At 73.0% G+C, this 21,486-nt stretch carries 22 protein-coding genes and 3 pseudogenes; 9 read left to right on the forward strand and 16 right to left on the reverse strand.

Going from position 1 to position 21,486, the window contains the following annotated elements:
- A pseudogene (locus tag ACH5AC_RS34900) lies at nucleotides 1-82 on the forward strand (transposase); the annotation flags it as partial.
- Nucleotides 83-99: 17 nt separating this feature from the next.
- Here the strand turns inward: ACH5AC_RS34900 and ACH5AC_RS34905 are convergent.
- Nucleotides 100-462, reverse strand: coding sequence for an arsenate reductase family protein (locus ACH5AC_RS34905; protein ID WP_398866327.1), 363 nt, complete (start codon nucleotides 460-462; stop codon nucleotides 100-102).
- 199 nt (nucleotides 463-661) lie between these two features.
- Here ACH5AC_RS34905 and ACH5AC_RS34910 point away from each other — a divergent pair, with 199 nt between their 5' ends.
- On the forward strand, nucleotides 662-976 hold the full coding sequence (locus ACH5AC_RS34910) for a hypothetical protein (RefSeq protein WP_398866328.1): 315 nt from the start codon (nucleotides 662-664) through the stop codon (nucleotides 974-976).
- 182 nt (nucleotides 977-1,158) lie between these two features.
- Here ACH5AC_RS34910 and ACH5AC_RS34915 read toward each other — a convergent pair whose 3' ends face one another.
- On the reverse strand, nucleotides 1,159-2,355 hold the full coding sequence (locus ACH5AC_RS34915) for a winged helix DNA-binding domain-containing protein (RefSeq protein ID WP_398866329.1): 1,197 nt from the start codon (nucleotides 2,353-2,355) through the stop codon (nucleotides 1,159-1,161).
- Between the two features lie 290 nt (nucleotides 2,356-2,645).
- Here ACH5AC_RS34915 and ACH5AC_RS34920 point away from each other — a divergent pair, with 290 nt between their 5' ends.
- Entirely contained in the window at nucleotides 2,646-3,986 is a 1,341-nt protein-coding gene (locus ACH5AC_RS34920; RefSeq protein ID WP_398866330.1) for a DUF2252 domain-containing protein, read from the forward strand.
- A 138-nt stretch (nucleotides 3,987-4,124) separates the two neighbouring features.
- Nucleotides 4,125-4,385: a hypothetical protein gene (locus ACH5AC_RS34925; RefSeq protein ID WP_398866331.1), complete on the forward strand. Its 261-nt coding sequence runs from the start codon at nucleotides 4,125-4,127 to the stop codon at nucleotides 4,383-4,385.
- A gap of 45 nt (nucleotides 4,386-4,430) precedes the next feature.
- Here the strand turns inward: ACH5AC_RS34925 and ACH5AC_RS34930 are convergent.
- From ACH5AC_RS34930 to glnA, 6 genes and pseudogenes are all read right to left on the reverse strand, one after another.
- Nucleotides 4,431-4,544: pseudogene (locus ACH5AC_RS34930) on the reverse strand (hypothetical protein); the annotation flags it as partial.
- A 189-nt stretch (nucleotides 4,545-4,733) separates the two neighbouring features.
- Nucleotides 4,734-5,214, reverse strand: a pseudogene (locus ACH5AC_RS34935) (hypothetical protein); the annotation flags it as partial.
- A 9-nt stretch (nucleotides 5,215-5,223) separates the two neighbouring features.
- On the reverse strand, nucleotides 5,224-6,141 hold the full coding sequence (htpX, locus tag ACH5AC_RS34940; protein WP_398866333.1) for a zinc metalloprotease HtpX: 918 nt from the start codon (nucleotides 6,139-6,141) through the stop codon (nucleotides 5,224-5,226).
- Nucleotides 6,142-6,316: 175 nt separating this feature from the next.
- Nucleotides 6,317-7,513 carry a hypothetical protein gene (locus tag ACH5AC_RS34945; protein ID WP_398866334.1) on the reverse strand — a complete coding sequence of 399 codons (1,197 nt, stop codon included), beginning with the start codon at nucleotides 7,511-7,513 and terminating at the stop codon, nucleotides 6,317-6,319.
- A 40-nt stretch (nucleotides 7,514-7,553) separates the two neighbouring features.
- Nucleotides 7,554-7,820, reverse strand: coding sequence for a hypothetical protein (locus ACH5AC_RS34950; RefSeq protein WP_398866335.1), 267 nt, complete (start codon nucleotides 7,818-7,820; stop codon nucleotides 7,554-7,556).
- A 138-nt stretch (nucleotides 7,821-7,958) separates the two neighbouring features.
- Nucleotides 7,959-9,368 (reverse strand): type I glutamate--ammonia ligase, encoded by a 1,410-nt coding sequence (glnA, locus tag ACH5AC_RS34955; RefSeq protein ID WP_398866336.1) that lies wholly within the window; start codon nucleotides 9,366-9,368, stop codon nucleotides 7,959-7,961.
- Between the two features lie 209 nt (nucleotides 9,369-9,577).
- Here glnA and ACH5AC_RS34960 point away from each other — a divergent pair, with 209 nt between their 5' ends.
- Nucleotides 9,578-10,045 carry an RDD family protein gene (locus tag ACH5AC_RS34960; RefSeq protein WP_398866337.1) on the forward strand — a complete coding sequence of 156 codons (468 nt, stop codon included), beginning with the start codon at nucleotides 9,578-9,580 and terminating at the stop codon, nucleotides 10,043-10,045.
- A 123-nt stretch (nucleotides 10,046-10,168) separates the two neighbouring features.
- Here the strand turns inward: ACH5AC_RS34960 and ACH5AC_RS34965 are convergent, their stop codons facing one another.
- From ACH5AC_RS34965 to lipB, 4 genes are all read right to left on the reverse strand, one after another.
- Nucleotides 10,169-10,870: a DUF4191 domain-containing protein gene (locus ACH5AC_RS34965; RefSeq protein ID WP_398866338.1), complete on the reverse strand. Its 702-nt coding sequence runs from the start codon at nucleotides 10,868-10,870 to the stop codon at nucleotides 10,169-10,171.
- An 83-nt stretch (nucleotides 10,871-10,953) separates the two neighbouring features.
- A complete protein-coding gene (locus ACH5AC_RS34970; protein WP_398866340.1) occupies nucleotides 10,954-11,154 on the reverse strand; it encodes a hypothetical protein in 201 nt (66 codons plus the stop codon).
- 234 nt (nucleotides 11,155-11,388) lie between these two features.
- Nucleotides 11,389-12,378 carry a lipoyl synthase gene (gene lipA / locus ACH5AC_RS34975; protein WP_398866341.1) on the reverse strand — a complete coding sequence of 330 codons (990 nt, stop codon included), beginning with the start codon at nucleotides 12,376-12,378 and terminating at the stop codon, nucleotides 11,389-11,391.
- Nucleotides 12,379-12,449: 71 nt separating this feature from the next.
- Nucleotides 12,450-13,247 (reverse strand): lipoyl(octanoyl) transferase LipB, encoded by a 798-nt coding sequence (gene lipB, locus ACH5AC_RS34980; protein ID WP_398866342.1) that lies wholly within the window; start codon nucleotides 13,245-13,247, stop codon nucleotides 12,450-12,452.
- Between the two features lie 233 nt (nucleotides 13,248-13,480).
- Here lipB and ACH5AC_RS34985 point away from each other — a divergent pair, with 233 nt between their 5' ends.
- Nucleotides 13,481-14,968, forward strand: coding sequence for a regulator (locus ACH5AC_RS34985; RefSeq protein ID WP_398866343.1), 1,488 nt, complete (start codon nucleotides 13,481-13,483; stop codon nucleotides 14,966-14,968).
- Nucleotides 14,969-15,275: 307 nt separating this feature from the next.
- Here the strand turns inward: ACH5AC_RS34985 and ACH5AC_RS34990 are convergent, their stop codons facing one another.
- Both ACH5AC_RS34990 and ACH5AC_RS34995 read right to left on the reverse strand, forming a co-directional pair.
- Nucleotides 15,276-16,817 (reverse strand): NAD(P)/FAD-dependent oxidoreductase, encoded by a 1,542-nt coding sequence (locus tag ACH5AC_RS34990; RefSeq protein WP_398866344.1) that lies wholly within the window; start codon nucleotides 16,815-16,817, stop codon nucleotides 15,276-15,278.
- 183 nt (nucleotides 16,818-17,000) lie between these two features.
- Nucleotides 17,001-17,888, reverse strand: coding sequence for a TIGR01777 family oxidoreductase (locus tag ACH5AC_RS34995; protein WP_398866345.1), 888 nt, complete (start codon nucleotides 17,886-17,888; stop codon nucleotides 17,001-17,003).
- Nucleotides 17,889-17,959: 71 nt separating this feature from the next.
- Here ACH5AC_RS34995 and ACH5AC_RS35000 point away from each other — a divergent pair, with 71 nt between their 5' ends.
- Nucleotides 17,960-18,457: a GNAT family N-acetyltransferase gene (locus ACH5AC_RS35000; RefSeq protein WP_398866346.1), complete on the forward strand. Its 498-nt coding sequence runs from the start codon at nucleotides 17,960-17,962 to the stop codon at nucleotides 18,455-18,457.
- Between the two features lie 6 nt (nucleotides 18,458-18,463).
- On the opposite strand, the gene ACH5AC_RS35005 is transcribed toward ACH5AC_RS35000, so the two are convergent.
- The gene (locus ACH5AC_RS35005; protein WP_398866347.1) at nucleotides 18,464-19,648 is read right to left on the reverse strand and encodes a MarP family serine protease; all 1,185 of its coding nucleotides are present in this window, start codon (nucleotides 19,646-19,648) and stop codon (nucleotides 18,464-18,466) included.
- A 203-nt stretch (nucleotides 19,649-19,851) separates the two neighbouring features.
- On the opposite strand from ACH5AC_RS35005, the gene ACH5AC_RS35010 reads away from it, so the two are divergent.
- On the forward strand, nucleotides 19,852-20,748 hold the full coding sequence (locus ACH5AC_RS35010; protein ID WP_398866349.1) for a peptidoglycan recognition protein: 897 nt from the start codon (nucleotides 19,852-19,854) through the stop codon (nucleotides 20,746-20,748).
- Nucleotides 20,745-20,948, forward strand: coding sequence for a hypothetical protein (locus ACH5AC_RS35015; RefSeq protein WP_398866350.1), 204 nt, complete (start codon nucleotides 20,745-20,747; stop codon nucleotides 20,946-20,948). Before ACH5AC_RS35010 ends, ACH5AC_RS35015 begins: the two co-directional genes overlap by 4 nt.
- Nucleotides 20,949-20,954: 6 nt before the next feature.
- Here ACH5AC_RS35015 and ACH5AC_RS35020 read toward each other — a convergent pair whose 3' ends face one another.
- Nucleotides 20,955-21,473: a DUF4240 domain-containing protein gene (locus tag ACH5AC_RS35020; protein WP_398866409.1), complete on the reverse strand. Its 519-nt coding sequence runs from the start codon at nucleotides 21,471-21,473 to the stop codon at nucleotides 20,955-20,957.
- Nucleotides 21,474-21,486 lie beyond the last annotated feature (13 nt).

The raw sequence follows: 21,486 nt of genomic DNA on the forward strand, positions 1-21,486 counted from the left end.
CCGCCGCTACATCATCTGGCGAAACCGTCACGCCGCCGATCAACGGCTACGAGCCGTGGTCGACAGGGCGAACGTTGCCTGATGCGGCACTAGGAACGGTCACTTCCGGCCGAGGGCGTCCCGCACGGCCTCCTCCGTACGCGCGACGACGGCCGAACCGTCGTCCGCGGTGATGATGGGCCGCTGGATCAACTTCGGGTGTGCGGCGAGCGCCTCGATCCACCGTTCCCGGGACGCCTCGTCCCGCGGCCACTCCTTCAGCCCCAGCTCCTTGGCCGCGGCCTCCTGCGTCCGCGCGATGTCCCACGGCTCCAGCCCGAGCCCGGCCAGGACTTCCCGGATCTCGTCCTCGCTCGGCACGTCCTCCAGATAGCGACGGACGGTGTAGTCGGCCCCCTCCGCGTCGAGCAGGGTGAGCGCACTACGGCACTTGGAACAGGCAGGGTTGATCCAGATCTCCATGTCGCCCACGCTACTCGCGTGCTTGCGCCGGCGACTGGTCCCCGCCTTGGCGACGGCCGCGCATCTCGCCGTTGCGGCGAGGCCCGAAGTGGCTTCTGGCCAGGGCCTTTTGTCAGTGGGGGGCGGTAGAATTGAAGCTGTGTTCGAGGGTTCCGCCGGGGTTTCCGGTCGGAGCCCTGACCGCGACAGGAGGATGCCTGTGCCCGCTGCCGCAACCAAGCCGAAGCCGCTGCCGACCCAGTCCACCGCCAAGCGACCCGTCCTGCTCGAACTGCCGTGCGCGCCCGTGCAGAAGCGGCCGCTGCCGCCCGGGCGTCCCCGCGAGTGGTACGTCACCCACAACCGCCGCCTCAAGGCCATGCGCCTCGCCATAGCCCTCCTCGACTCGGGGGTGTACCTGCCCAACCAGGCCCGCAACGAGAAGATCCGCAGCACGGCCGAACGGATCGGCGTCCACCCGCCGTCCGACACGACGTGCCACATGGTCCGCGCCCTGATGCGCTACAGCCGCTGAGTCAGGCTCGGCCGCACCCGGCTCACGGTGCGAACGGCAGCTGCCTCTTGCGCTCCGTGAGCCGGTACCGGTCGAGGACCACCGGAAGGGCGGCGTCGCAGGCGGGCAGCCGGATCGCGTGCCGCGCTGTGGGCAGTGGCGGGGTGCCGGTGACCGACCTGAGAAGGGATCCTGGCGCCTCGTCACCCCCCGGCGGCGCTCAGCTCCTTGTCCAGCGGCGTCGGGAAGCGCGGCCGCACTCGCGTCGCCCCCACCCAGCCCCTCAGCCGCTCCGCCGCCCGTCCGATCGCCGCCTCCGCCTCCCGGCCCACGTCCTCCAGCAGCCGCCACACGACCTCCCCGTCCGCGCGCTGCGCCCAGCCCCCGACCACCCGCCCGTCCCACCACACCGTCGGCCCCACATTCCCGCTCCGGTCGAACAGCGCGCCCCGTGACTCCGGCGCCAGATACCAGTCCCGCTCCCGCCAGCCCATCGCCGTCGGATCCAGCGCGGGCAGCAGCGCCGCCCACGGCTCCGCCGGGCCGGTGGTCACCGCCTCCTCGTCACCGGCCACGACATACGCCGTCCCCTCGTCGACCGTCACCTCCCGCGCCCCGGACGCCCGCAACGCCCGCCGTACGTCCGTCACCCGCCACCCCGTCCACCACTTCAGGTCCGCCTCGGTCGCCGGACCGCACACCGCCAGCCAGCGGCGCAGCAGCTCCGCCTGGGTCTCGGCGGCGTCCAGCTCCGGGTGTTCCGGCGCCGGCGCCCACCGGAACCGGCTCGACGTCCACGAGCCCAGCGGACGGCCCCGCACCACCTTCCCCTCCGTCCCGAGCAGCCGCAGCAACCGCGTCGACACCGTGTGCACGCCCTCGTAGCTCTTCCCGGCCGCGTACACGAACTGCTCGCGCAGTCTCGGCTCCTCACGCGCCAGTTCGGCCGCCGTCGCCTGCCCCAGCCGGTCGAGGGCGGCCAGGGTCGACTCCTCGACCTCCTTCAGCCACACCGCGTCCGGCGCCCCCGCCTTCGCCATGTCCTTCACCAGCGCCGCCCGCTCCCGCCCCGCCACATCGAGGCCCGTCGAGGCGTGCACCACCGCGGTCAGCGCGGTCGGGAACACGAACACGGTGTGCCGCATGCCATGCATCCGCACGAGCGAGCGGTCCTCGTAGAGCGCCCGGTCCGTCTCCACCACGGTGTCCGCGGGGTCCGCCAGGCGCGCGCCTATCGCCAGGTACACCGTCGCCGGATCCGAGCCGTGCAACGCCACCAGCGCCTCGGCAACCTCCTCCGGACTCCCCGCCCGCGCGCTCCCCGCCAGCCCGTGCCGCACCGCCAGCCGGGCCCGCCGCTCGGCCCCATCGACGTACCGCCGCGCCTCACTGATACCCATGCCACCCCTCCGTCCGGTCCCCCGCCCGAGCCCCGCCGGGCCGACCGAGGCCCACCCGCGCCTGCCACCATCCTGCCCGCCGCCACTGACAACGCACCTCCACCCACCCGCACCCCCACCACACCCCCGCCCCCTCACCCATCTGCCGTACTCCGCATGCGCCACGCCCCCACTCGCCCTTCACTGCTGCCATAAGGGAGGTGCCCGCGGACAGGGAGGCCGGACCGGATGACGCCACGGCAGCAGCACACGCGGACGCGGACCCGCCCCGTCTCCGGACGGCCCACCCCATGACCACCCCCGCCGACCGGGCCGACCAGGGCCGACTCGCCCGCAAGCGCGTCCCCCGCTCCGGGCACGCCCTCTGGCTCCCGCCCGTCGACCGCGCCGACCCCGTCGCCGTACTGGAACGGCAGGGGCAGGACCGGCTGCCCGAGCTGCTGCCGATCCGGTACGGCAGGATGAGCGCCTCCCCCTTCGCCTTCCTGCGCGGCGCCGCCGCCGTGATGGCCGCCGACCTCGCCGCCCAGCCCCACACCGGCCTCACCGTGCAGCTGTGCGGCGACGCCCACCTCCTCAACTTCGGCCTGTACGCCTCCCCGGAGCGCACCCTCCTCTTCGACCTCAACGACTTCGACGAGACCTACCCCGGCCCCTTCGAGTGGGACGTCAAACGCCTCGCCGCCTCCATCGCCGTCGCCGGACGCGAGAACGGGCACAAGGACACCAAGGTCCGCCACGCCGCCCGTGAGTCCGCGGCCGCCTACCGCACCACCATGCGGCGGCTGGCCCGGCAGGGCGAACTCGCCGTCTGGTACACGGCCATCGACGCCGACCAGCTCCGCGCCCTCGCCCGCTCCGCCGGCCGGCGCCGCCGCGTCGAGTCCAGCCTCACCCGCGCCCGCCGCCGCACCAGCCTCCAGGCGCTCGGCAAGCTCACCGAGGTCGTCGACGGACGCCGCCGTATCGTCCACGACCCGCCGCTGCTGGAACCCGCCGGCGCCTCCGACGCCGCCGCTCTGCGCAAGATCTTCAACGACTACCGTTCCACCCTCGCCGAGGAGCGCCGCCTCCTCCTCGACCGCTACCGCTTCGTCGACGCCGCCCGCAAGGTCGTCGGCGTCGGCAGCGTCGGCACCCGCTGCTTCGTCGTCCTGCTCACCGGACGGGACTGCGACGACCCGCTGTTCCTGCAGATCAAGGAGGCGAGCCCGTCCGTCCTGGAGGCGCATCTGCCGAGCGGGCCCTATGTCCACCCCGGGCACCGGGTCGTCGCCGGCCAGCGGCTGCTGCAGGCCACCGGCGACATCTTCCTCGGCTGGATGACCGGCCCTCAGGGCCGCGCCTTCTACTGGCGTCAGCTGCGCGACACGAAGGGCTCCGCCGACGTCGCCGGCATGGGCCCGGCCGACCTGCTCGGCTACGCCCGCCTGTGCGGTACGGCGCTGGCCCGCGCCCACGCCCGCTCCGGCGACCGCATCGCCATCGCCGCCTACCTCGGCTCCGCCGACACCTTCGAACGCGCCGTCACCGACTTCGCGCTGGACTACGCCGACCAGACCACCGCCGACCACGCGGCCCTCGGCGCGGCCGTCGCGGCGGGCGTGGTCACGGCGGCACCGGGAGCATGAGCCTGCGTCAGCGAAGCACCGGCCCGCGGAAAAGGAGCTGCACGGCGACCGCCCGGCTTTCTACCCTGAAGGCGTGTCAGGCACCGGAGTCACCGGAAGCCCCTTCCGCCACCGCACTCACGCCCAGGGAGGTCCGTCATGAGCACCGTCGTACTCTCCGGGACCGCCGTCCTGGTCGTCCTCGGATTCGGAAACCATCTCTACTGGCTCGCCGCGATCGCCGTGCTGTACCTGTACGCGCGATCCGCCCGCGACACGTCCTCGACACCTTCGACGACATCCTCGACACCCTCGGCGCCCGCACCGGGCGGCGCCCCGACGACGTACAAGGCATACCGCGACCGCCGCGACCAGCAGGCCAAGTGGGAGCGCCGCTACAAGCGCGAGCGCAACCTGTAAGCCTCGTATGGCAAGCCTCGTACGGCAAGCCTCGTACGGAGCGGATCACAGGCCGGGGGCGCCCCACACCGGGAACCAGCGCCCGAGGTCCTGCTCGATCCTCAGGTCGTTCGCCAGAGCCGCCTTCACCTGCAGTTCCAGTGAGTTGTCGCGGGGGGGGCGCCCCCCCCCCCCCCCCCCCCCCCCGGCGGCGCCCCCCCCCCCCCCCACACCACCCCCCCCCCCCCCCCCCCCGCCCCGGTAAGCCGCCCCGCCCCCCCCCGGCCACCCCGCGCCGGGGGGCCTGCCCGATCCCGGGGGGGGGCGCCCGCCCCCCCTACCCCGGCTTGCCGTGGGGGGGCCCGCCCCGCGCCCCCGCCCGGGGCCGCGCCGCGAACGGGTAGAAGGACCCCCGCTTGTACAGGTACACCAGCGCCAGCCGCCGCTGACCGTTGTCCGCGTCCCGGAAGCCCGCCAGCGAGCACAGCAGCTGCGGGCCGAAGCCGCCCGCCTCCAGGGCGCTGTTCACCGCGTGCAGATCGTTGACCAGCTCCACGAGCTGGTCGGGGGAGCGGTGCGAGACCAGCCAGGAGTAGCCGTAGTCGTCCCGGGTCAGCTCGACCGGCGGACCCGTGCGCCCGGTGTCCGCGTCCAGCAGCGCCCGCACCTCCCGGTGCGTCTGCTCGAAGGCCCCACCCTCCACCGTGGCGAAGCACACCGCGCCCTGCCCGGTCGGGGTGAACCCGGCGGCCGCCTCCAGCGTGATCGCCGCCGACGGCAGCCCGAAGAGCTGATCGAGATCGGGTGCGACCGGCTTCGAACGACCGAGCAGGATGTCCAGAATCCCCATGCTTCCCGTTCACCCCTTGTCGGGCGCCGCGGCCTCGCCCAGCTCGCCGGAGATCCGCCCCAGCTGTTCCAGCCGCTGCTGCAGGGGCGGGTGGGTGGAGAAGAACCGCTCGACACCGGGCTCCCGGCCGGTCGCCGGGGTGAAGTAGAACGCGTTGAACGCCTGGGCCGTACGCAGGTCCTTCGTCGGGATCCGCGCGATGTCACCGGACACCTTCGTCAGCGCCGACGCCAGCACCGAGGGCCGCCCGGTGAGCAGCGCCGCGGCCCGGTCGGCGGCCAGCTCCCGATACCGGGACAGGGCCCTGATCAGCAGGAACGACAGCGCGTACACGGCGGCCGACACGCCCATCACCGCCATGAACACCACCGCGGTGTTCTGGTCCCTGCGCCCGCCCCCGAAGAGCTGCGAGTAGAAGGCGAACCGCACGATCAGCCCCGCGATCACACCGAGGAACGACGCGATCGTGATCACCGCGACGTCCTTGTGCGCCACATGCGACAGCTCGTGCGCGAGCACGCCCTCCAGCTCGCCCGGTTCCAGCCGCCGCAGCAGGCCGGTCGTCACACACACGACGGCCTTGTCGGCGTTCCGCCCGGTGGCGAACGCGTTCGGCATGTCCATCTCGGACACCGCGACGGTCGGCTTCGGCATGTCCGCCATGGCACACAGCCGGTCCACCACGGCATGCAGCTCGGGATACTCCTCCCGCTCCACGACCCGCCCGCGCATGGCGAACAGCGCGATCCGGTCCGAGAACCAGTACTGGGCACCGAGCAGCGCCGCCGCGACGACCACGACCAGCACCCACGACTTCAGCAGCACGACGAGCGCGGCCACGAACGCGACGTACAACAACCCGAGCAAAAACATGGTGACCGTCATCCGAACGGTCAACCGCCGATCACTCCGGAAACGGCTCCGCATCTGAACCACCCCGCAGTCAGGCACTCGCCCCACTGCCAGTGTGCACCGTCCGGTCCCCATGACGCGGTCCTGAACGTCCCCAGTCCGGGCAAAAGGTCCCTGCCGGGCCGGTCGCACAGTTCCCCGACATGCTGCGGGCAGTCGTGCCTCCCCCAGCGCCGGGCGCGCCCCCGGCTCAGCCCCGGGCCTTGAGCAACCGGACCGCAGCGACCCGAGCGGCGGCCGGCCACTGGGCTCCGAGCCGCTCCTTCAGCCACTCCTCGGGCACCAGCGCCGCAGACGGCAGCACGGCCGAGGTCACCTCACGCACCACCCCGGGCGCCGGATCGTCCAGGAGCGGCCACAGCCGTCGTACGTCCGCCGCGTCCAGGATCCGCAGACCGGCCACCGCCCGTGCCCGCACCGCCGCCACCGGGTGGCCGACGAGCGGCCAGAGCAGCTCCGCGTCCGCACGGTCACCGCATTCGGCCAGCCCGACCGCCGCGCCCGGCGGCACCCCGGGACCACCGGGGTCGGCGCACCGCGCCCGGTACCAGGCCACCGGATCGCCCCCGCCCTGCCGTACGACATACCGCGCACAGGCCCGCACCAGCGCCGACCGGTCGGCGAGGAACCCCTCCGCCCGCTCGAACCGCCCGGCCCGCCGCAGCGCGGTCACCCCGGCCGACCGGGCCCGCGGACTGCGCGCGCGGAGCAGGGGCGTGAGGACGTCGTCAGCACTGCCGTCCGGCTGTACGGCGGCCAGGGCGGCCTCCGCGCACAGGTCCTGTACGACGACGTCCGCGTCCTGGGCCGCCACACGGGCCAGCTCGGCGGGGGAGAGGGAGCGCTCCTCGACGGCGATGCGGTAGGCCAGGCGGCGCACGGCGCGGTCGGTGTCCTGGAGGAGGGCGGCTGTCGGCGCACCGCGCAGCACCTGTGTCAGCACCTCGACCGCGAAGGCACCGCGCTCCCGCCGCCCGACACGCAGGACCAGCGACGCCAGCCGCACCGCCGTACCCGCGTCGAGCCGCTCACGCAGCAGCTCCCACGCACGCTCACGCACCGGCTCGACCCAGTCGGCGGCGCGGATCACGACCAGCGGCAGCAGCGCCGGGTACTCGCCGGCCCGCCGCACCGCGGCCTCCCGCACCCGGCCGTCGGGGTGGCAGAGCGCGAGTGCGAGACGCGCCTCGGCGGTGTGCTCGGGGTGATGACCTACGACCCACGCGCGGGTCGGCAGCAGCTCACGCCCGTACCAGCCGACGTCACGCACGCCCTCGTCCAGCGCGGTCCACGCGGCGGGATCCCCCGCGTCGAGCGCCTCCTCCAGCGAGGCCCCCTCCAGAAGCCGCGCCACGGCGGCCTCCCCGCCCCACCTGTCCTCACGCATCCCCGCCCCTGACATTGCGTTGTGCTACCCGCGGGCACTCCTAGTAGGACCGCGGGAAGCCCGCATACCCCAGCACCAGGATCACCGCGACCACACAGCCCAGCACAAGGGCCGTCGACCACCAGGGCGACCGGGGCCGCAGCCGACGTCCCCTGCCCTCGGGCTCTCCCCGGAAGGGCACCGGCCCAGGAGGGTTCTCCTTCCACCGCGCGGCCAGCATCCGCGCCCGCGCGGACGGCTCCTTGTGCTCGGCTGAGTCGGCCCAGCGCAGATCGAACTCACGCTCGTTGTCGTCCTGTCCGGACATCTCCGCAGCCACCCCCGTGACCCTCTCGCACAACCCTGTCGAACAACAGTATTACTGGAACGATACGCCGACGCCCCCGCCCTGAGAAACAGGAACGGGGGCGTCGTACCGGTCACGCGAGGCGCGTGCGCGGCCCGGTCACACGTCGAAGTACAGCTCGAACTCGTGCGGGTGCGGACGCAGCTGCAGCGGCGCGATCTCGTTGGCGCGCTTGTAGTCGATCCACGTCTCGATCAGGTCCGACGTGAAGACGTCGCCCTGGAGGAGGAACTCGTGGTCGGCCTCCAGAGAGTCGAGGACGGCCGGGAGGGAGGTCGGGACCTGCGGGACGCCCGCGTGCTCCTCGGGGGCGAGCTCGTAGAGGTCCTTGTCGATCGGCTCGGCCGGCTCGATCTTGTTCTTGATGCCGTCCAGGCCGGCCAGCAGCAGGGCCGAGAAGGCCAGGTACGGGTTGCCGGAGGAGTCGGGCGCGCGGAACTCGACGCGCTTGGCCTTCGGGTTGGAGCCCGTGATCGGGATGCGCATGGCCGCGGAGCGGTTGCGCTGCGAGTAGACCAGGTTCACCGGCGCCTCGAAGCCCGGGACCAGACGGTGGTACGAGTTCACCGTCGGGTTGGTGAAGGCCAGCAGCGACGGGGCGTGCTTGAGGATGCCGCCGATGTAGTAGCGGGCGGTGTCCGACAGGCCCGCGTAACCGGCCTCGTCGTAGAAGAGGGGCTGGCCGCCGGTCCACAGGGACTGGTGGACGTGCATGCCCGAGCCGTTGTCGCCGAAGATCGGCTTCGGCATGAAGGTCGCCGTCTTGCCGTTGCGCCAGGCGACGTTCTTCACGATGTACTTGAAGAGCTGCAGGTCGTCGGCGGCCGCGAGCAGCGTGTTGAACTTGTAGTTGATCTCGGCCTGGCCGGCGGTGCCCACCTCGTGGTGCTGGCGCTCGACCTTCAGGCCGGCCCGCTCCAGCTCCAGGGAGATCTCGGCGCGCAGGTCGGCGAAGTGGTCGACCGGCGGGACCGGGAAGTAGCCGCCCTTGTAGCGGACCTTGTAACCCCGGTTGTCCTCCAGCGCACCGGTGTTCCAGGCGCCGGCCTCGGAGTCGATGTGGTAGAAGGACTCGTTCGCCGAGGTGGCGAAACGGACGCTGTCGAAGACGTAGAACTCGGCCTCGGGACCGAAGTACGCGGTGTCCGCGATACCGGTCGACGCCAGGTACGCCTCGGCCTTCTTCGCCACGTTGCGCGGGTCACGGGAGTACTGCTCGCCCGTGATCGGGTCGTGGATGAAGAAGTTGATGTTGAGCGTCTTGTCGCGGCGGAACGGGTCGACACGGGCCGTCGACAGGTCCGCGCGCAGCGCCATGTCGGACTCGTGGATGGCCTGGAAGCCGCGGATCGACGAACCGTCGAAGGCGAGCTCCTCGTCCGGGTCGAACGCCTCGACGGGCACCGTGAAGTGCTGCATGACGCCCGGCAGGTCGCAGAAGCGGACGTCGATGAACTTGACGTCCTCGTCCGCGATGAACTTCTTGGCCTCGTCGGCGTTCTGGAACATCCAGCTCCTCCTACTCCCGACCGCCATGCCGGGGTGGTAGTTCGTTCGTGCGGCCAGTGCGGTGGCACACGCTGTCGTCGACCCTAGGGACGGGTGATTTCTCGTGCGTGACCCATTTGTTTCGCAGAAGTTAACCGCCCCCGCTCCGAGCCTAGCCCCAGGACACCCCGCGGTGCAGTGGTCAAATGCGCCCGCAGTACCGTGGGCGGGTGGACAACAGGCAAGCAATCGGATCGTGGCTCTCCGGGCCGCGCGCGGCCATGGAAGACGCCGGTGCCGACTTCGGCTACCGGGGTGAGCAGCTCGGTCTGCCGGAGGAGGGCCCGAACTCCCTCGCCCGCCCCGGCCGACGCCTCGGCGCCCTGGCCGTCGACTGGGGTCTGTGCGTCTTGATCGCATACGGCCTGATCACAGACGGCTACACCCCTGCCACCAGCAACTGGGCCCTCCTGGTCTTCTTCGCCATGAGCGCCCTCACCGTCGGCACCGTCGGCTTCACCCCGGGCAAGCGCCTCTTCGGCATCCGCGTCCTGAGCCTGGAGACCGGCACCGTGAACCCCCTGCGCGCCCTGTTGCGCACCTTCCTGCTGTGCCTGGCGATCCCTGCCCTGATCTGGGACCGGGACGGCCGGGGTCTGCACGACAGACTGGCCCGCACGGTAGAAGTGCGGATCTGAGTCCGACCCACCAGGGGCGCGGGGAACTGCGCGACCAGCCACAGTCACCCGCACCCGCGAACGAAACGACAAAGGGCCCCGGCGGAACCGCGAAGGTTCCCCGGGGCCCAGTCGCACAGCGGACTAGCGTCCCTTGGGCCCGCCCTTGGGCAGCTTCATGCCCTTCGGCATGGGCCCCTTCGGCAACGGCATGTTGCTCATCAGGTCCCCCATGGCCCGCAGCCGGTCATTGGTGGCCGTGACCTGCGGCCCCGTCAGCACCCGCGGCAGCTTGACCATCGTCGTGCGCAGCTTCTTCAGCTCGACCTGCCCCTCGCCGGTCCCGACGACCAGGTCGTGCACGGGCACGTCGGCCACGATGCGGTTCATCTTCTTCTTCTCGGCGGCCAGCAGGCTCTTCACCCGGTTCGGGTTGCCCTCCGCGACCAGCACGATGCCGGCCTTGCCGACGGCCCGGTGCACCACGTCCTGGCTGCGGTTCATCGCCACCGCGGGGGTGGTCGTCCAGCCCCGGCCGATGTTGTCGAGCACGGCCGCGGCGGCGCCCGGCTGACCCTCCATCTGGCCGAAGGCGGCCCGTTCGGCCCGGCGCCCGAACACGATCGCCGTCGCGAGGAAGGCGAGCAGCAGGCCCAGGATGCCGAGATAGATGGGGTGACCGATCAAGAAGCCGATCGCGAGGAAGACACCGAAGGTGACGATTCCGACAGCCGCGAGTACAAGACCGATCTTCTTGTCGGCCCTGCGGGTCATCTTGTAGGTCAGGGCGATCTGCTTCAGTCGCCCGGGGTTCGCGGCCTCGGCCGCGTTGTCCTTCCTCGCCATGCCACGAAGTCTACGTGGCCCCCGGAGTGCCGACGACGGCAGTGTCCCGGGGCGCCCCCCGGCAGGGGAGGGGGCGGGGTCGGTCACGGACGGGCGGAGCTGACCTCTTCGAGGACGCGCTGCGTCTCGACGCGGTCCTTGGCGCGACGGCGGTCCTCCAGGACGGAGGTCCAGGCGTTGCGCCGGGCGGTGCGCTGACCGCCGCTCATGAGCAGCGACTCCACGGCGCGCAGGGCGGTGGTGAAGGACGGGATGGCGGTGGCCCGGACGGGCGCGGCCTGCATGATGTGATCCCCCTAAGGCTGCGGGATGGGAGGTACCCAGCGTCACTGTCTGGTGTTACCAGGACGTGACCGACCGGTCAAACACCAATGAAGCCTTGATACGGGTGGATTCGGGGCGCCGCAACACGGGCGCGGCCCCGACCGGTGCCCTCATCTGCGAGGACGGTCGGGGCCGCAGCGAACCGGACACTACTGGCCGGTAGTTGCTTGTGCGTGAATTCACACGGGGCGGGCTCACACCGCCTGGGTCGCGACGAAGGAGCCTTCCTGCTGAGGAGCAGCTGAATGACGCTGTTCCACGGCCATCTGGTAAAGCCGCCCGGCACGGTACGACGACCGCACCAGCGGACCGGACATGACCCCGGAGAAGCCGATCTGCTCGGCCTCCTCCTTCAGCTCCACGAACTCCTGCGGCTTGACCCACCGCTCCACGGGGTGGTGGCGCACGCTCGGCCGCAGGTACTGCGTGATGGTGACCAGTTCGCACCCCGCCTCGTGCAGCTGCTTGAGCGCCTCGCTGACCTCCTCGCGGGTCTCGCCCATGCCGAGGATCAGGTTCGACTTGGTGACCAGCCCGAAGTCGCGGGCCTCGGTGATGACCTTCAGCGAGCGCTCGTAGCGGAAGCCGGGGCGGATGCGCTTGAAGATCCGCGGGACGGTCTCGACGTTGTGCGCGAAGACCTCGGGGCGGGACTCGAAGACCTCCCGCAGCAGCTCCGGGACGGCGTTGAAGTCCGGGGCCAGCAGCTCCACCTTGGTGCGGCCGGCCGCGCGGCCGGCCGTCTGCTGGTGGATCTGGCGGACCGTCTCCGCGTACAGCCAGGCGCCGCCGTCCTCCAGGTCGTCGCGGGCGACGCCGGTGATGGTGGCGTAGTTCAGGTCCATGGTGACCACGGACTCGCCGACGCGGCGCGGCTCGTCACGGTCGAGCGCCTCGGGCTTGCCGGTGTCGATCTGGCAGAAGTCGCAGCGCCGGGTGCACTGGTCGCCGCCGATGAGGAAGGTCGCCTCGCGGTCCTCCCAGCACTCGTAGATGTTGGGGCAGCCGGCCTCCTGGCAGACCGTGTGCAGCCCCTCGCTCTTCACGAGCTTCTGCATCTCGGTGTACTCGGGACCCATTTTCGCCCGGGTCTTGATCCACTCGGGCTTGCGCTCGATGGGGGTCTGGCTGTTGCGGACCTCCAGGCGCAGCATCTTGCGTCCGTCCGGTGCGACTGCGGACACGTCGGCTCCCTAGCGTTTGATTCTTCGGCGTTCCCCAGGGTACGCCCGTGGATTTGGTGGCCCGGCGCCGGTTACGCCGAGGCCCGCTCGATCTCCCGCGGCTTCAGCTCCGCGTTCTCCAGTACGTCCCTCAGGTGCCGCTCGACGACCGGCAGCACGTCCTCGATCGTCACGTCCCGGCCCAGCTCGTTGGCCAGGGAGGTGACCCCCGCGTCGCGGATCCCGCAGGGGATGATCCGGTCGAACCAGGCGTTGTCCGGGTTCACGTTCAGCGCGAAGCCGTGCATGGTGACGCCCTTGGCGACGCGGATGCCGATCGCGGCGATCTTGCGGTCCTCGCGGCGCTGGCCGGCGTTGGACGGGGCGTACTCCGGGCCGTTCAGGCGCGGGTCGAACTCCTCGTCGGTCAGCCGCGGGTCGAAGTCCAGGGACAGCCCGCCGAGCGCCGGTCGTCGCTCGACCGGGTCGCCGAGCACCCACACCCCGCTGCGGCCCTCGACCCGGCTGGTCTCCAGGCCGAACTCCGCGCACGTGCGGATCAGCGCCTCCTCCAGGCGCCGTACGTGGGCGACGACGTCCACCGGGCGGGGCAGCTTCTGGATCGGGTAGCCCACCAGCTGGCCCGGGCCGTGCCAGGTGATCTTGCCGCCGCGGTCCACGTCGACGACGGGGGTGCCGTCCAGGGGGCGCTCGCTGTCGGCGGTGCGCCGGCCCGCCGTGTAGACGGGCGGGTGCTCCAGGAGCAGCACGGTGTCCGTGATCTCGTCGGCGAACCGCGCCGCGTGCACCCGGCGCTGCTCGTCCCACGCGACCCGGTAGTCGACCATGTCCGCGCCGAAGCCCATCCGGACGAACCGCAGCTCACTCACGGCAAGCGCCTCCTCGAAGTCGTAAGGCATGAAACACGCCCACGCCACTGTACGACTGCCCGGCGGACGTCAGCCCTGCGGGCAATTCTCACACGATCGGATGAACGAGCGCGGAAATGTGCGACGGCCTGCTTACGCTCAGCTACATTCGCGCCGTCCACGAGGCCATAAGGGCTGCTCACAGGCAATCCGGGCACTTCAGAGGCCCGGAAGGCAGGAGACCGCACCGCACCATGACGGAACGACCCGCGCAGCGCACTCCCAACCGCCAACTCGCCGCGCTCATCGCAGAAGCGGGGTTCTCCAACGCGGGTCTCGCCCGGCGCGTGGACCAGCTCGGCCTCGAACACGGGCTGGACCTCAGATACGACAAGACGTCCGTCACCCGCTGGCTGCGCGGGCAGCAGCCGCGCGGCACCACCCCCGCCCTGATCGCCGAGGTCTTCACCCGGCGCCTGGGCCGCCGCCTCACCGCCCAGGACCTCGGCCTGGACGCCTGTGCGCCGGTGTACGCCGGCCTGGAGTTCGCCGGCACCCCCGAGGAGGCCGTCGACATCGTCAGCGGGCTGTGGCGCAAGGACTCCGGCAGCCACGCCGAACTGCGCAAGATCGCCTTCACCCCGGCCGGACTGGTCGTGCCCAGCCGCGACTGGCTGATCGGCCGGTCCGACGAGCGGGTCGCCCGGGGTGAGCTGCCCGTCGCCCGCGTCCCCGGGCAGACCCGCCCCGCCAAGCTGCCCCCGACGCCCGCCGAGCCGCAGGTGGCCGGGGTGCCGCCGGCCCGGCCGCGCGGCGCGGGCGAGCGCGGCCCCGGCCAGCGCGTCACCAGCGGCGACATCAGCGCGCTCCGCTCGGTCGGCGACCTCTTCCGCACCCTCGACGACATGTACGGCGGCGGCCACGCCCGCCAGGCCCTCGTGCGCTACCTGGAGCACGAGTGCGAGCCGATGCTGCGCGGCGTCTACGGCGAGCAGACCGGCCGCAAGCTCTTCGCCGCCGCCGCCGACCTCACCCGGCTCGCGGGCTGGACGTCGTACGACATCGCCGCGCACGGGCTCGCCCAGCGCTACTTCGTGCAGGCGCTGCGCCTCTCCCAGGCCGCCGGGGACCGGGCGTACGGCGCCTATGTGCTGATCACCATGAGCCGCCAGGCCGTCTACCTGAGCCACGGCCGGGAGGCGGTCCAGCTGGCCCGGGTGGCCCAGCAGGGCATCGGCACCAGCGCCCCGCCGACCGTGCAGGCGCTGCTGCACGCGATCGAGGCGCGCGGGCACGGGGTGCTGGGCGAGGTGCGGGCCTGCACCGGCTCGCTGGTGCGTGCCGAACGCGCCCTGGAGGCGGCCAAGCCGGGCGACGAGGTGCCCTTCTGGGCGCGCTTCTTCGACGAGGCGCAGCTGGCCGACGAGTTCGGCCACTGCCACCGCGACCTCCAGCAGTTCCGGGCGGCCGCCCAGCACGCCGAACGCGCCCTCCAGCTCCGCCCCGCCGCGCACGCCCGCAGCCGCCTGTTCTGCCGGGTCGTCCTCGCCTCCGCCCGCCTCGGCCTCGGCGAACTCGACCAGGCGTGCCAGCTCGCCGCCGAGGCGGCCGGCCAGGCGGCGGAGATGCGCTCGGTCCGGGCGGTGGAGTACGTGAGGGACTTCGAACGCCGCCTGGAGCCCTACAAGGACGCGGCAGCGGTCCGCACCTACCGCGACAGGGTGACGGCAGCCCTGGGCTGACCCGACGCCAGCCCCGGCGCCGCAGTGCTCCCAGGGGGCCGCGCCCCGGTGGCGTGTCCCCCCGGGTGGCGTGTCGCCCCTGGTGGTGCGGTGCCCCGGTGGCGTCCCCCCGGTGCTGCGGCCCCTCGGGGCCGCGGCACCGGCCTCCTGCGTGTTTCAGCCGCCCACCTGCCCGCCGCCCCTCCCTGTGCCGCCGCCTCCCTGCCCCGCCGTTCTGTTTTCGCCGCGCCCTTTCCCCCGCGACGGCGCTCAGCTACGACGGTGCAGGGTGGTGCCGAAGCGGCCGCAACCCCCGGCGTGTCCCGCCCTACGCGGCCTTCGGCGTCGTCGGCAAGGGGTCGGCCGAATGCATCGAGCCCGCCGCCCCCAGGTCCGCCAGGATGGCCCGTGCCGCCCGGTGGGCGGAGTGCAGCGCGCCCTGGACCGTGCTGGTGTCCCGGTGGTCGCCGCACACGTACAGGCCCGCCAGCAGCCGCACCGGGCGCCGCAGATCGTGCGGGGCCCGCATCGCGGGGACGGCCTCGGCGGTGTGGTGGATGGCCAGGGTCTCCCAGCGGTCCGTCGGCACCCCGTACAGCCGGGCCAGGTGCATACGGACCGCCGTGTCGATCCCGGCGGGCGGCGTGCCCAGGACGGTGGACGACACCAGCGTGCGGCCCGCGGGCGCCCGGCTCGGGTCGACCTCGCTGACCACCGCCGTGTGCGCGACCGGGCCACCCCGGTCCGCGTCCAGCAGCAGCGCCGCCCCGGTGCCCGGCGGTTCGTCCGGCGTGTGGTGGACGACCGTCACCGGGTGGAACTCCGGCACCCGCAGCCCCGGCAGCAGCTCCGCCGCCGTACGCGCGTCCGTGGCGACCAGCACCGCCCCGCAGCGGAACTCCCCGTGCTCGGCGGTGGTCACGGAGTTCGTGGACACCGACGTGACGCGGACGCCGGTGTGCACGGTGCCCGGCGGCAGCGTCCGTGCGAGCAGCTCGGGCAGCACCTCCGCGCCGCCCTCCGGCAGACACAGCCGCCCGGTCGCGAAGGCTCGCAGCGCGAGGTCCGCGCACCGGCTGGAGGTCGTCAGCTCCGGGTCGCACAGCAGGGCGGCGAGCAGCGGCCGCAGGAAGCCGTCCACGGTGCGGGCCGGCAGCCCCCGGGCGGCGAGGGCCTGCCCGGCCGGTGACTCCGGTCGGGCCAGCAGCCGTTCGACCGGCATGCCCGCGAGCCGGGCCAGCGCGGCCCCGAGCCGGGCCTGGTCCACGGCCGTGCCCAGCGGCGCACCCGGCCGCACCCTCGGCGGCGGCACCGGCCCGCGCGCCCCCGCCCGGCCACCGGCCGGAGCGCCCACCCGCTGCCGGGGCAGGACGGCCGGCCGTGCCACCCCGGGCGGCCAGGCCGCCCCGGCCGCCCGGAGCGCCCCGGACGGTCGCGGTAGAGACGACCGGGCCGCCCCCGCCCCCCGGGCCACCCCCGTCCCCCAGGCCAGCCCCGAACCCCGGGGCGCGCCGGCGAGGGCGCGCACCACGTGGAGTGCGCCCCTTGCGCCTCCCGCGCCCGCCTGTGCGCCGGCGCGGTGGTGCCGTCCGTCGCTGTGCAGCAGGACACCCGGGGCGAAGGGGCGCAGCACCAGGGCGTCCAGCCCCGGGGTCCGGCCCAGTTCGGGAAACGCGGTGGACAGCAGCTGTCCGATGCGGTCGAGCCGGAAGCCGTCGATCTTCTCGGTCGACATACGGCCGCCCGCGTACGGGGCGGCCTCCAGGACCACGGTCGTCACACCTGCGCCGGTCAGCCGATGGGCGGCCGAGAGTCCGGCCACTCCGGCTCCCACCACGACGACGTCTGCCTGGTACGCGGGCTCTAGCACGTGCCCCTCCTCGAGGTTGCGCGGCCGGTGGAGACGTCATGCCCCCAACGGGCGTCCCGGATACCCGAGTCGGGTCGAGTGTCAGCGCCGCGCCCGGTCAGGAACAGTCGCGCATGGACAGAGCACGGTCGCACGACGGTCGCATAGGGGCTGAAGGAGCGTCATGCGACCGCACGGAGACCCTCACGCGGCGCGGATCGCCTCCTCGATCCCCGGGAACGCGAAGCTGAACCCCGACTCCAGCAGCCGCCGCGGCACCACCCGCGCACTGCCCAGCACATCCCCCGCCATCTCGCCCAGCACCCCCCGCAGCACCGGCGCCGGCACCGCCACCAGTGTCGGCCGGCGCAGCACCCGCCCCATCGCCGCGGTGATCTCACGGTTCGTCAGGGGCTCCGGCGCGCTCAGGTTGAACGGCCCCGACAGATCGTCCCGGTCCAGCAGATGCCGGATCGCCGCCACCTCGTCGTGCAGCGCGATGTACGACCAGTACTGCCGCCCGTCGCCCATCCGCCCGCCGAGCCCCGCCCGGAACAGCGGGAACAGCCTCGCCCAGGCCCCGCCGCCGCGCGCCACGACCAGCCCGGTGCGCACGAACACCGTCCGCACCCCCGCCGCCTCGGCGGGTGCCGCCGCGCCCTCCCACGCCACGCACACCTCCGGCAGGAACCCCGACCCGGCCGGGGCGCCCTCGTCGACCACCCGAGTTCCGGTCTCGCCGTAGAAGCCGATCGCGCTGCCGTTCACCAACACCCGCGGCCGCTCGTCGAGCCCGGCCACCGCCCGGGCCAGTGCCCGTGTGCCCAGCACCCGGCTGTCGTGGATGCGCCGCTTGTACGCCGCCGTCCAGCGCCGGTCGCCCACCCCGGCACCGGCCAGATTCACCACCGCGTCACACCCGGCCAGCCCGGCCGGATCCACGTACTCCCGCTCCGGATCCCGCCGCGCCTCGTCGCCGCCGCGGGCCGCCCGGCGCACCAGGCGCACCACCTCGTGCCCGTCGGCGGTCAGGGACCGCACCAGGGCGCTGCCGATCAGACCGGAAGCCCCGGCCACCGCGATGCGTCGCATGCGCCCATCCTGCTCCCCACCGCCGTAAAACCCATGTCTGATCACGCGACTCCCGCCCTAGGCTGACCCGCATGCCAGAGCCGCACGAACTTCGCATACGAGGGGCCCTGCCCGGAGACGACGAGGAGCTGGCGCTGCTCGACCGCCGCACCTGGTCCACCCTGCACGCGGTGATGCCGAAGCCGCAGCCGCCGTACCCGGCCTTCTTCGACGAGCGGCACCCCGTCGGGAACTGCCTCGTCGCCGAGGCCGGCGGCCGGCCCGTCGGCTATGTCCGCCTCGGCTTCCCCACCCCGCTCGCCTCGAACGCGCACGTCCTGCAGATCCAGGGCCTCGCCGTCGCCGAGGAGGCGCGCGGCCGGGGCGTCGGGCGCGCGCTGATCCGGGCCGCCGTCGCCGAGTCCCGCCGCCGTGGCGCCCGCCGCCTCACCCTGCGCGTCCTCGGCCACAACACCCCGGCCCGGAAGCTCTACGAGTCGGAGGGCTTCGTGGTGGAGGGCGTCCTGCCGGAGGAGTTCCTGCTCGGCGGGGAGTACGTGGACGACGTGATGATGGGGCAGCGGCTCTGAGAGCGGTCAGGAGCTGACGAGGTCGCCCGTGTTCACCGGTGCCGTCGCGGTCGCCGCCCGGCGCGCGTCGTCGGCGACCTCCGCGGCCGTCAGGACGTAGCCCGTCTCGGCGTCCGAGGTGGACCGGGCGAACACCACGCCGAACACCCGGCCCTCGGTGGTCAGCAGGGGGCCGCCGGAGTTGCCGGGGCGGACCGTGGAGCGGATGGAGTAGATCTCGCGGGTGACGGCCGCGTCGTTGTAGATGTTCCGCCCGGTCGCCTTCACGCGGTTGGCGACCGTCGCCGCCTGCAGATTCAGGTCGCCGTCCTGCGGATAGCCGGCCACCACGGCCTGGTCGCCCCGACGGGCCTCCGCGTCGAAGGAGAGCACGGGGGCGCGCAGCTCCGGCACGTACAGCACGGCCACGTCCTTTTCCGGGTCGAAGAGCACCACGCGCGCCTCGTACGACCGCCCGACGCCCCCCACGCGCAGCGTGGGCCGGTCGATGCCGGCCACCACATGGGCGTTGGTCATCACATGCTCCGGCGCGTACACGAATCCGCTGCCCTCGCGGCCCTGGTCGCCGACCACGCCCTCGATCTTCACCGTGCTCCGCCGGGCCGCCTCGGTCGCGGCCGCCGTGACGCTGTCCCCGGACGGGCGGGCCACCTCGGCCGTCGACTCGTTCTCGAACGGGTTGAACACCTGCGGGAAGCCCGCCTCGGTGAGCGCCGAGGTGGCCCGCGCGAACCACGCCGGAGTGGTGTCCGGCATGGCGTCCTCCACCGTGCCCAGCAGCCTGGAGTCCCGGATCGCCGACGTCACCAACGGCGAGGAGGACGCGCCCAGCACACTCGCCGCCACCCACGCCACGATCAGCACCGCCACCCCGTTGGCCACCGCCCCGCCGACCCCGTCGGCCACCCGCAGCGGACCCCGGTCCAGCTCCCGCCGCAGCCGCAGCGCCAGCCGGCCCGCCAGCTCGTGCCCCACCACCGCCGGGACCAGCACCGTGCACACCGCGGTCACCGTCGCCGCCGTGCTCCCCGGAGTCACCAGTTCCATCACCCACGGCAGCACCCACACGCCGAGCGCCGCGCCGCCGACGAAACCGGCGAGCGAGACACAGCCCGCCAGCAGGCCGCGCCGGTAGCCGGAACCGGCGTAGGCCAGCACGACCAGCACCAGCAGGATGTCGAGGAGGTCCACGTAGCCGCCTTTCTCTCGGACCCCTTAGTACGTGGGGGAGGGGCCCTGTGATCAGCCAGCCACGCGCGCGTGCCACCCGGAGGAACCGGAACCGGCCACGCGCGCGTGCGCACCTGAGGAAAACGTCATGGACCGGGACGATGGTTCCACCGGGTGGCACAGCACACATCGCGGACGGACCGGAACACCCCCACAGTGGGATCATGCGAATACGGCTGCGCACACGGCCGCGCGGACGGCTTCCCCGGCCGGCCCTGATCGTGCTCGGCTGTCTGCCCGGACTCGCCGCCCTGCTCGCCCTGCCGCTCTGCGCGGGCGGCGTCGACCAGGTCGCGCGCTCCGCCGTCGCCGCCCGGTCGCCCACCGTCCGCCCCGCCCCGACGCACAGCGCCCCCCGGCCGCGCATCGTGCCGCGCTCCGCCTGGCTCGACGACCTCACCCGGCACGCCCAGCCGCCCCCGCGCTACGACGACGCGGTCGTCGCCGTCTTCGTCCACCACACCGACTCGCCCAACGGCTACGACTGCGCCGACGCGCCCCGCATCATCCGCCACCTCTACGCAGGCCAGACCGGTGCCCGCGACTGGGACGACATCGGCTACAACTTCCTCGTCGACCGCTGCGGCACCATCTACGAGGGCCGCGCCGGGGGCCCCGACCGGCCCGTCACCGGCGCCCACACCCAGGGCTTCAACCACCGCACGACCGGTATCGCAGCCCTCGGCACCTTCACCGCCGGTGTCCCGGTGCCCCGCGCGATGACCGACGCGATCGCCGCGCTGGCCGCCTGGAAGCTCGGCCTGTCCGGCATCGACCCGCGCACCACCGTCCGCCTCACCTCCAGCAACAGCCTCAGCCGCTACCCCGCCGGCACCACCGCCCGGCTGCCCGTGGTGACCGGCCACGACGACGGCTACCTGACGAGCTGCCCCGGCGCCGCCCTGTTGGCCCGCCTCCCGGACATCAGACGCGATGCGGCACGGCTGCAGGGCCGGACGCCGTTCACAGGAACGCCTCAGCCGGCGTTCAGGCTGTTCCCATCCCCGCCCCCTACGGTCATGCACAACACGAGCCGACCGGAGGGCGGGGAACCACCATGAACAGCAACCGTACGAGCACCGTGAGCCGGACCTGGGCGGTGCTCTGCACCGTCGCGGCGGTCGTCCTGGGCCCGGCCGCCACCACCGCGTCCGCCCTCGACCAGGCCAACAAGGCCCCGCTGCACCACGAGGTCATGGCCGACCGGACACAGGCGTACATCCCGGCGGACACCACCACCCGCCGCCGCGGCGCGGCCTAGCCAGGGCTAGTCCCGGAAGCGGGCCCAGAGCTTCGGGTAGCGCTCGGCGAGCACCCGCTCGTTCTCGAAGTCGATCGGCGTGCCCTCGGGCTCGGCGGTCGCGGGCGGGATGCCGAGGTCCGGGGCGACGGTGCCGGTGAGCTGCTCGTACGCCTCGTCGGCCGCGTACCCCAGTTCCTCGCCGTCGCCGTCGATCTCCTCGTCGAAGTCGTCCAGCAGGTCGGCGAGCGAGTCCGGGTCGTGCAGGGCGCTCTCGAAGACGTCGCGGCCCTGTCCGATCAGCCAGCACCGGAAGAAGTCGAAGGCGTCGTCGCTCGCCCCGTCCAGGAGCACCCAGGCGGCGCCCCACAGATCCCAGTGGTAGGCGCGGTTGTAACGGGACTCGAAGTGACGGGCGAAGTCCAGCACGGAGTCCGGGTCCAGCTCCAGCAGCCGGGACACGAGCACGTCGGCCTGTTCCTCCGGGTCGCCCTCGGCGGCCTCGCGGGAGGTGTCCACCAGCTCCCAGAACTCCGTCTCGTCCATCACGGGTTACAGC

It is taken from the genome of Streptomyces sp. NPDC018693 (assembly GCF_044391385.1).
In the GTDB taxonomy this organism is placed as follows: domain Bacteria; phylum Actinomycetota; class Actinomycetes; order Streptomycetales; family Streptomycetaceae; genus Streptomyces.

Excerpts from the sequence above, each read along its gene's own strand:
- ACH5AC_RS34905 (WP_398866327.1), bottom strand. The coding sequence starts at position 462 with ATGGAGATCTGGATCAACCCTGCCTGTTCCAAGTGCCGTAGTGCGCTC.
- ACH5AC_RS34915 (WP_398866329.1), bottom strand. The coding sequence starts at position 2,355 with ATGGGTATCAGTGAGGCGCGGCGGTACGTCGATGGGGCCGAGCGGCGG.
- ACH5AC_RS34920 (WP_398866330.1), top strand. The coding sequence starts at position 2,646 with ATGACCACCCCCGCCGACCGGGCCGACCAGGGCCGACTCGCCCGCAAG.
- ACH5AC_RS34925 (WP_398866331.1), top strand. The coding sequence starts at position 4,125 with ATGAGCACCGTCGTACTCTCCGGGACCGCCGTCCTGGTCGTCCTCGGA.
- htpX (WP_398866333.1), bottom strand. The coding sequence starts at position 6,141 with ATGCGGAGCCGTTTCCGGAGTGATCGGCGGTTGACCGTTCGGATGACG.
- ACH5AC_RS34945 (WP_398866334.1), bottom strand. The coding sequence starts at position 7,513 with ATGCGTGAGGACAGGTGGGGCGGGGAGGCCGCCGTGGCGCGGCTTCTG.
- ACH5AC_RS34950 (WP_398866335.1), bottom strand. The coding sequence starts at position 7,820 with ATGTCCGGACAGGACGACAACGAGCGTGAGTTCGATCTGCGCTGGGCC.
- glnA (WP_398866336.1), bottom strand. The coding sequence starts at position 9,368 with ATGTTCCAGAACGCCGACGAGGCCAAGAAGTTCATCGCGGACGAGGAC.
- ACH5AC_RS34965 (WP_398866338.1), bottom strand. The coding sequence starts at position 10,870 with ATGGCGAGGAAGGACAACGCGGCCGAGGCCGCGAACCCCGGGCGACTG.
- ACH5AC_RS34970 (WP_398866340.1), bottom strand. The coding sequence starts at position 11,154 with ATGCAGGCCGCGCCCGTCCGGGCCACCGCCATCCCGTCCTTCACCACC.
- ACH5AC_RS34985 (WP_398866343.1), top strand. The coding sequence starts at position 13,481 with ATGACGGAACGACCCGCGCAGCGCACTCCCAACCGCCAACTCGCCGCG.
- ACH5AC_RS34995 (WP_398866345.1), bottom strand. The coding sequence starts at position 17,888 with ATGCGACGCATCGCGGTGGCCGGGGCTTCCGGTCTGATCGGCAGCGCC.
- ACH5AC_RS35000 (WP_398866346.1), top strand. The coding sequence starts at position 17,960 with ATGCCAGAGCCGCACGAACTTCGCATACGAGGGGCCCTGCCCGGAGAC.
- ACH5AC_RS35010 (WP_398866349.1), top strand. The coding sequence starts at position 19,852 with ATGCGAATACGGCTGCGCACACGGCCGCGCGGACGGCTTCCCCGGCCG.
- ACH5AC_RS35015 (WP_398866350.1), top strand. The coding sequence starts at position 20,745 with ATGAACAGCAACCGTACGAGCACCGTGAGCCGGACCTGGGCGGTGCTC.
- ACH5AC_RS35020 (WP_398866409.1), bottom strand. The coding sequence starts at position 21,473 with ATGGACGAGACGGAGTTCTGGGAGCTGGTGGACACCTCCCGCGAGGCC.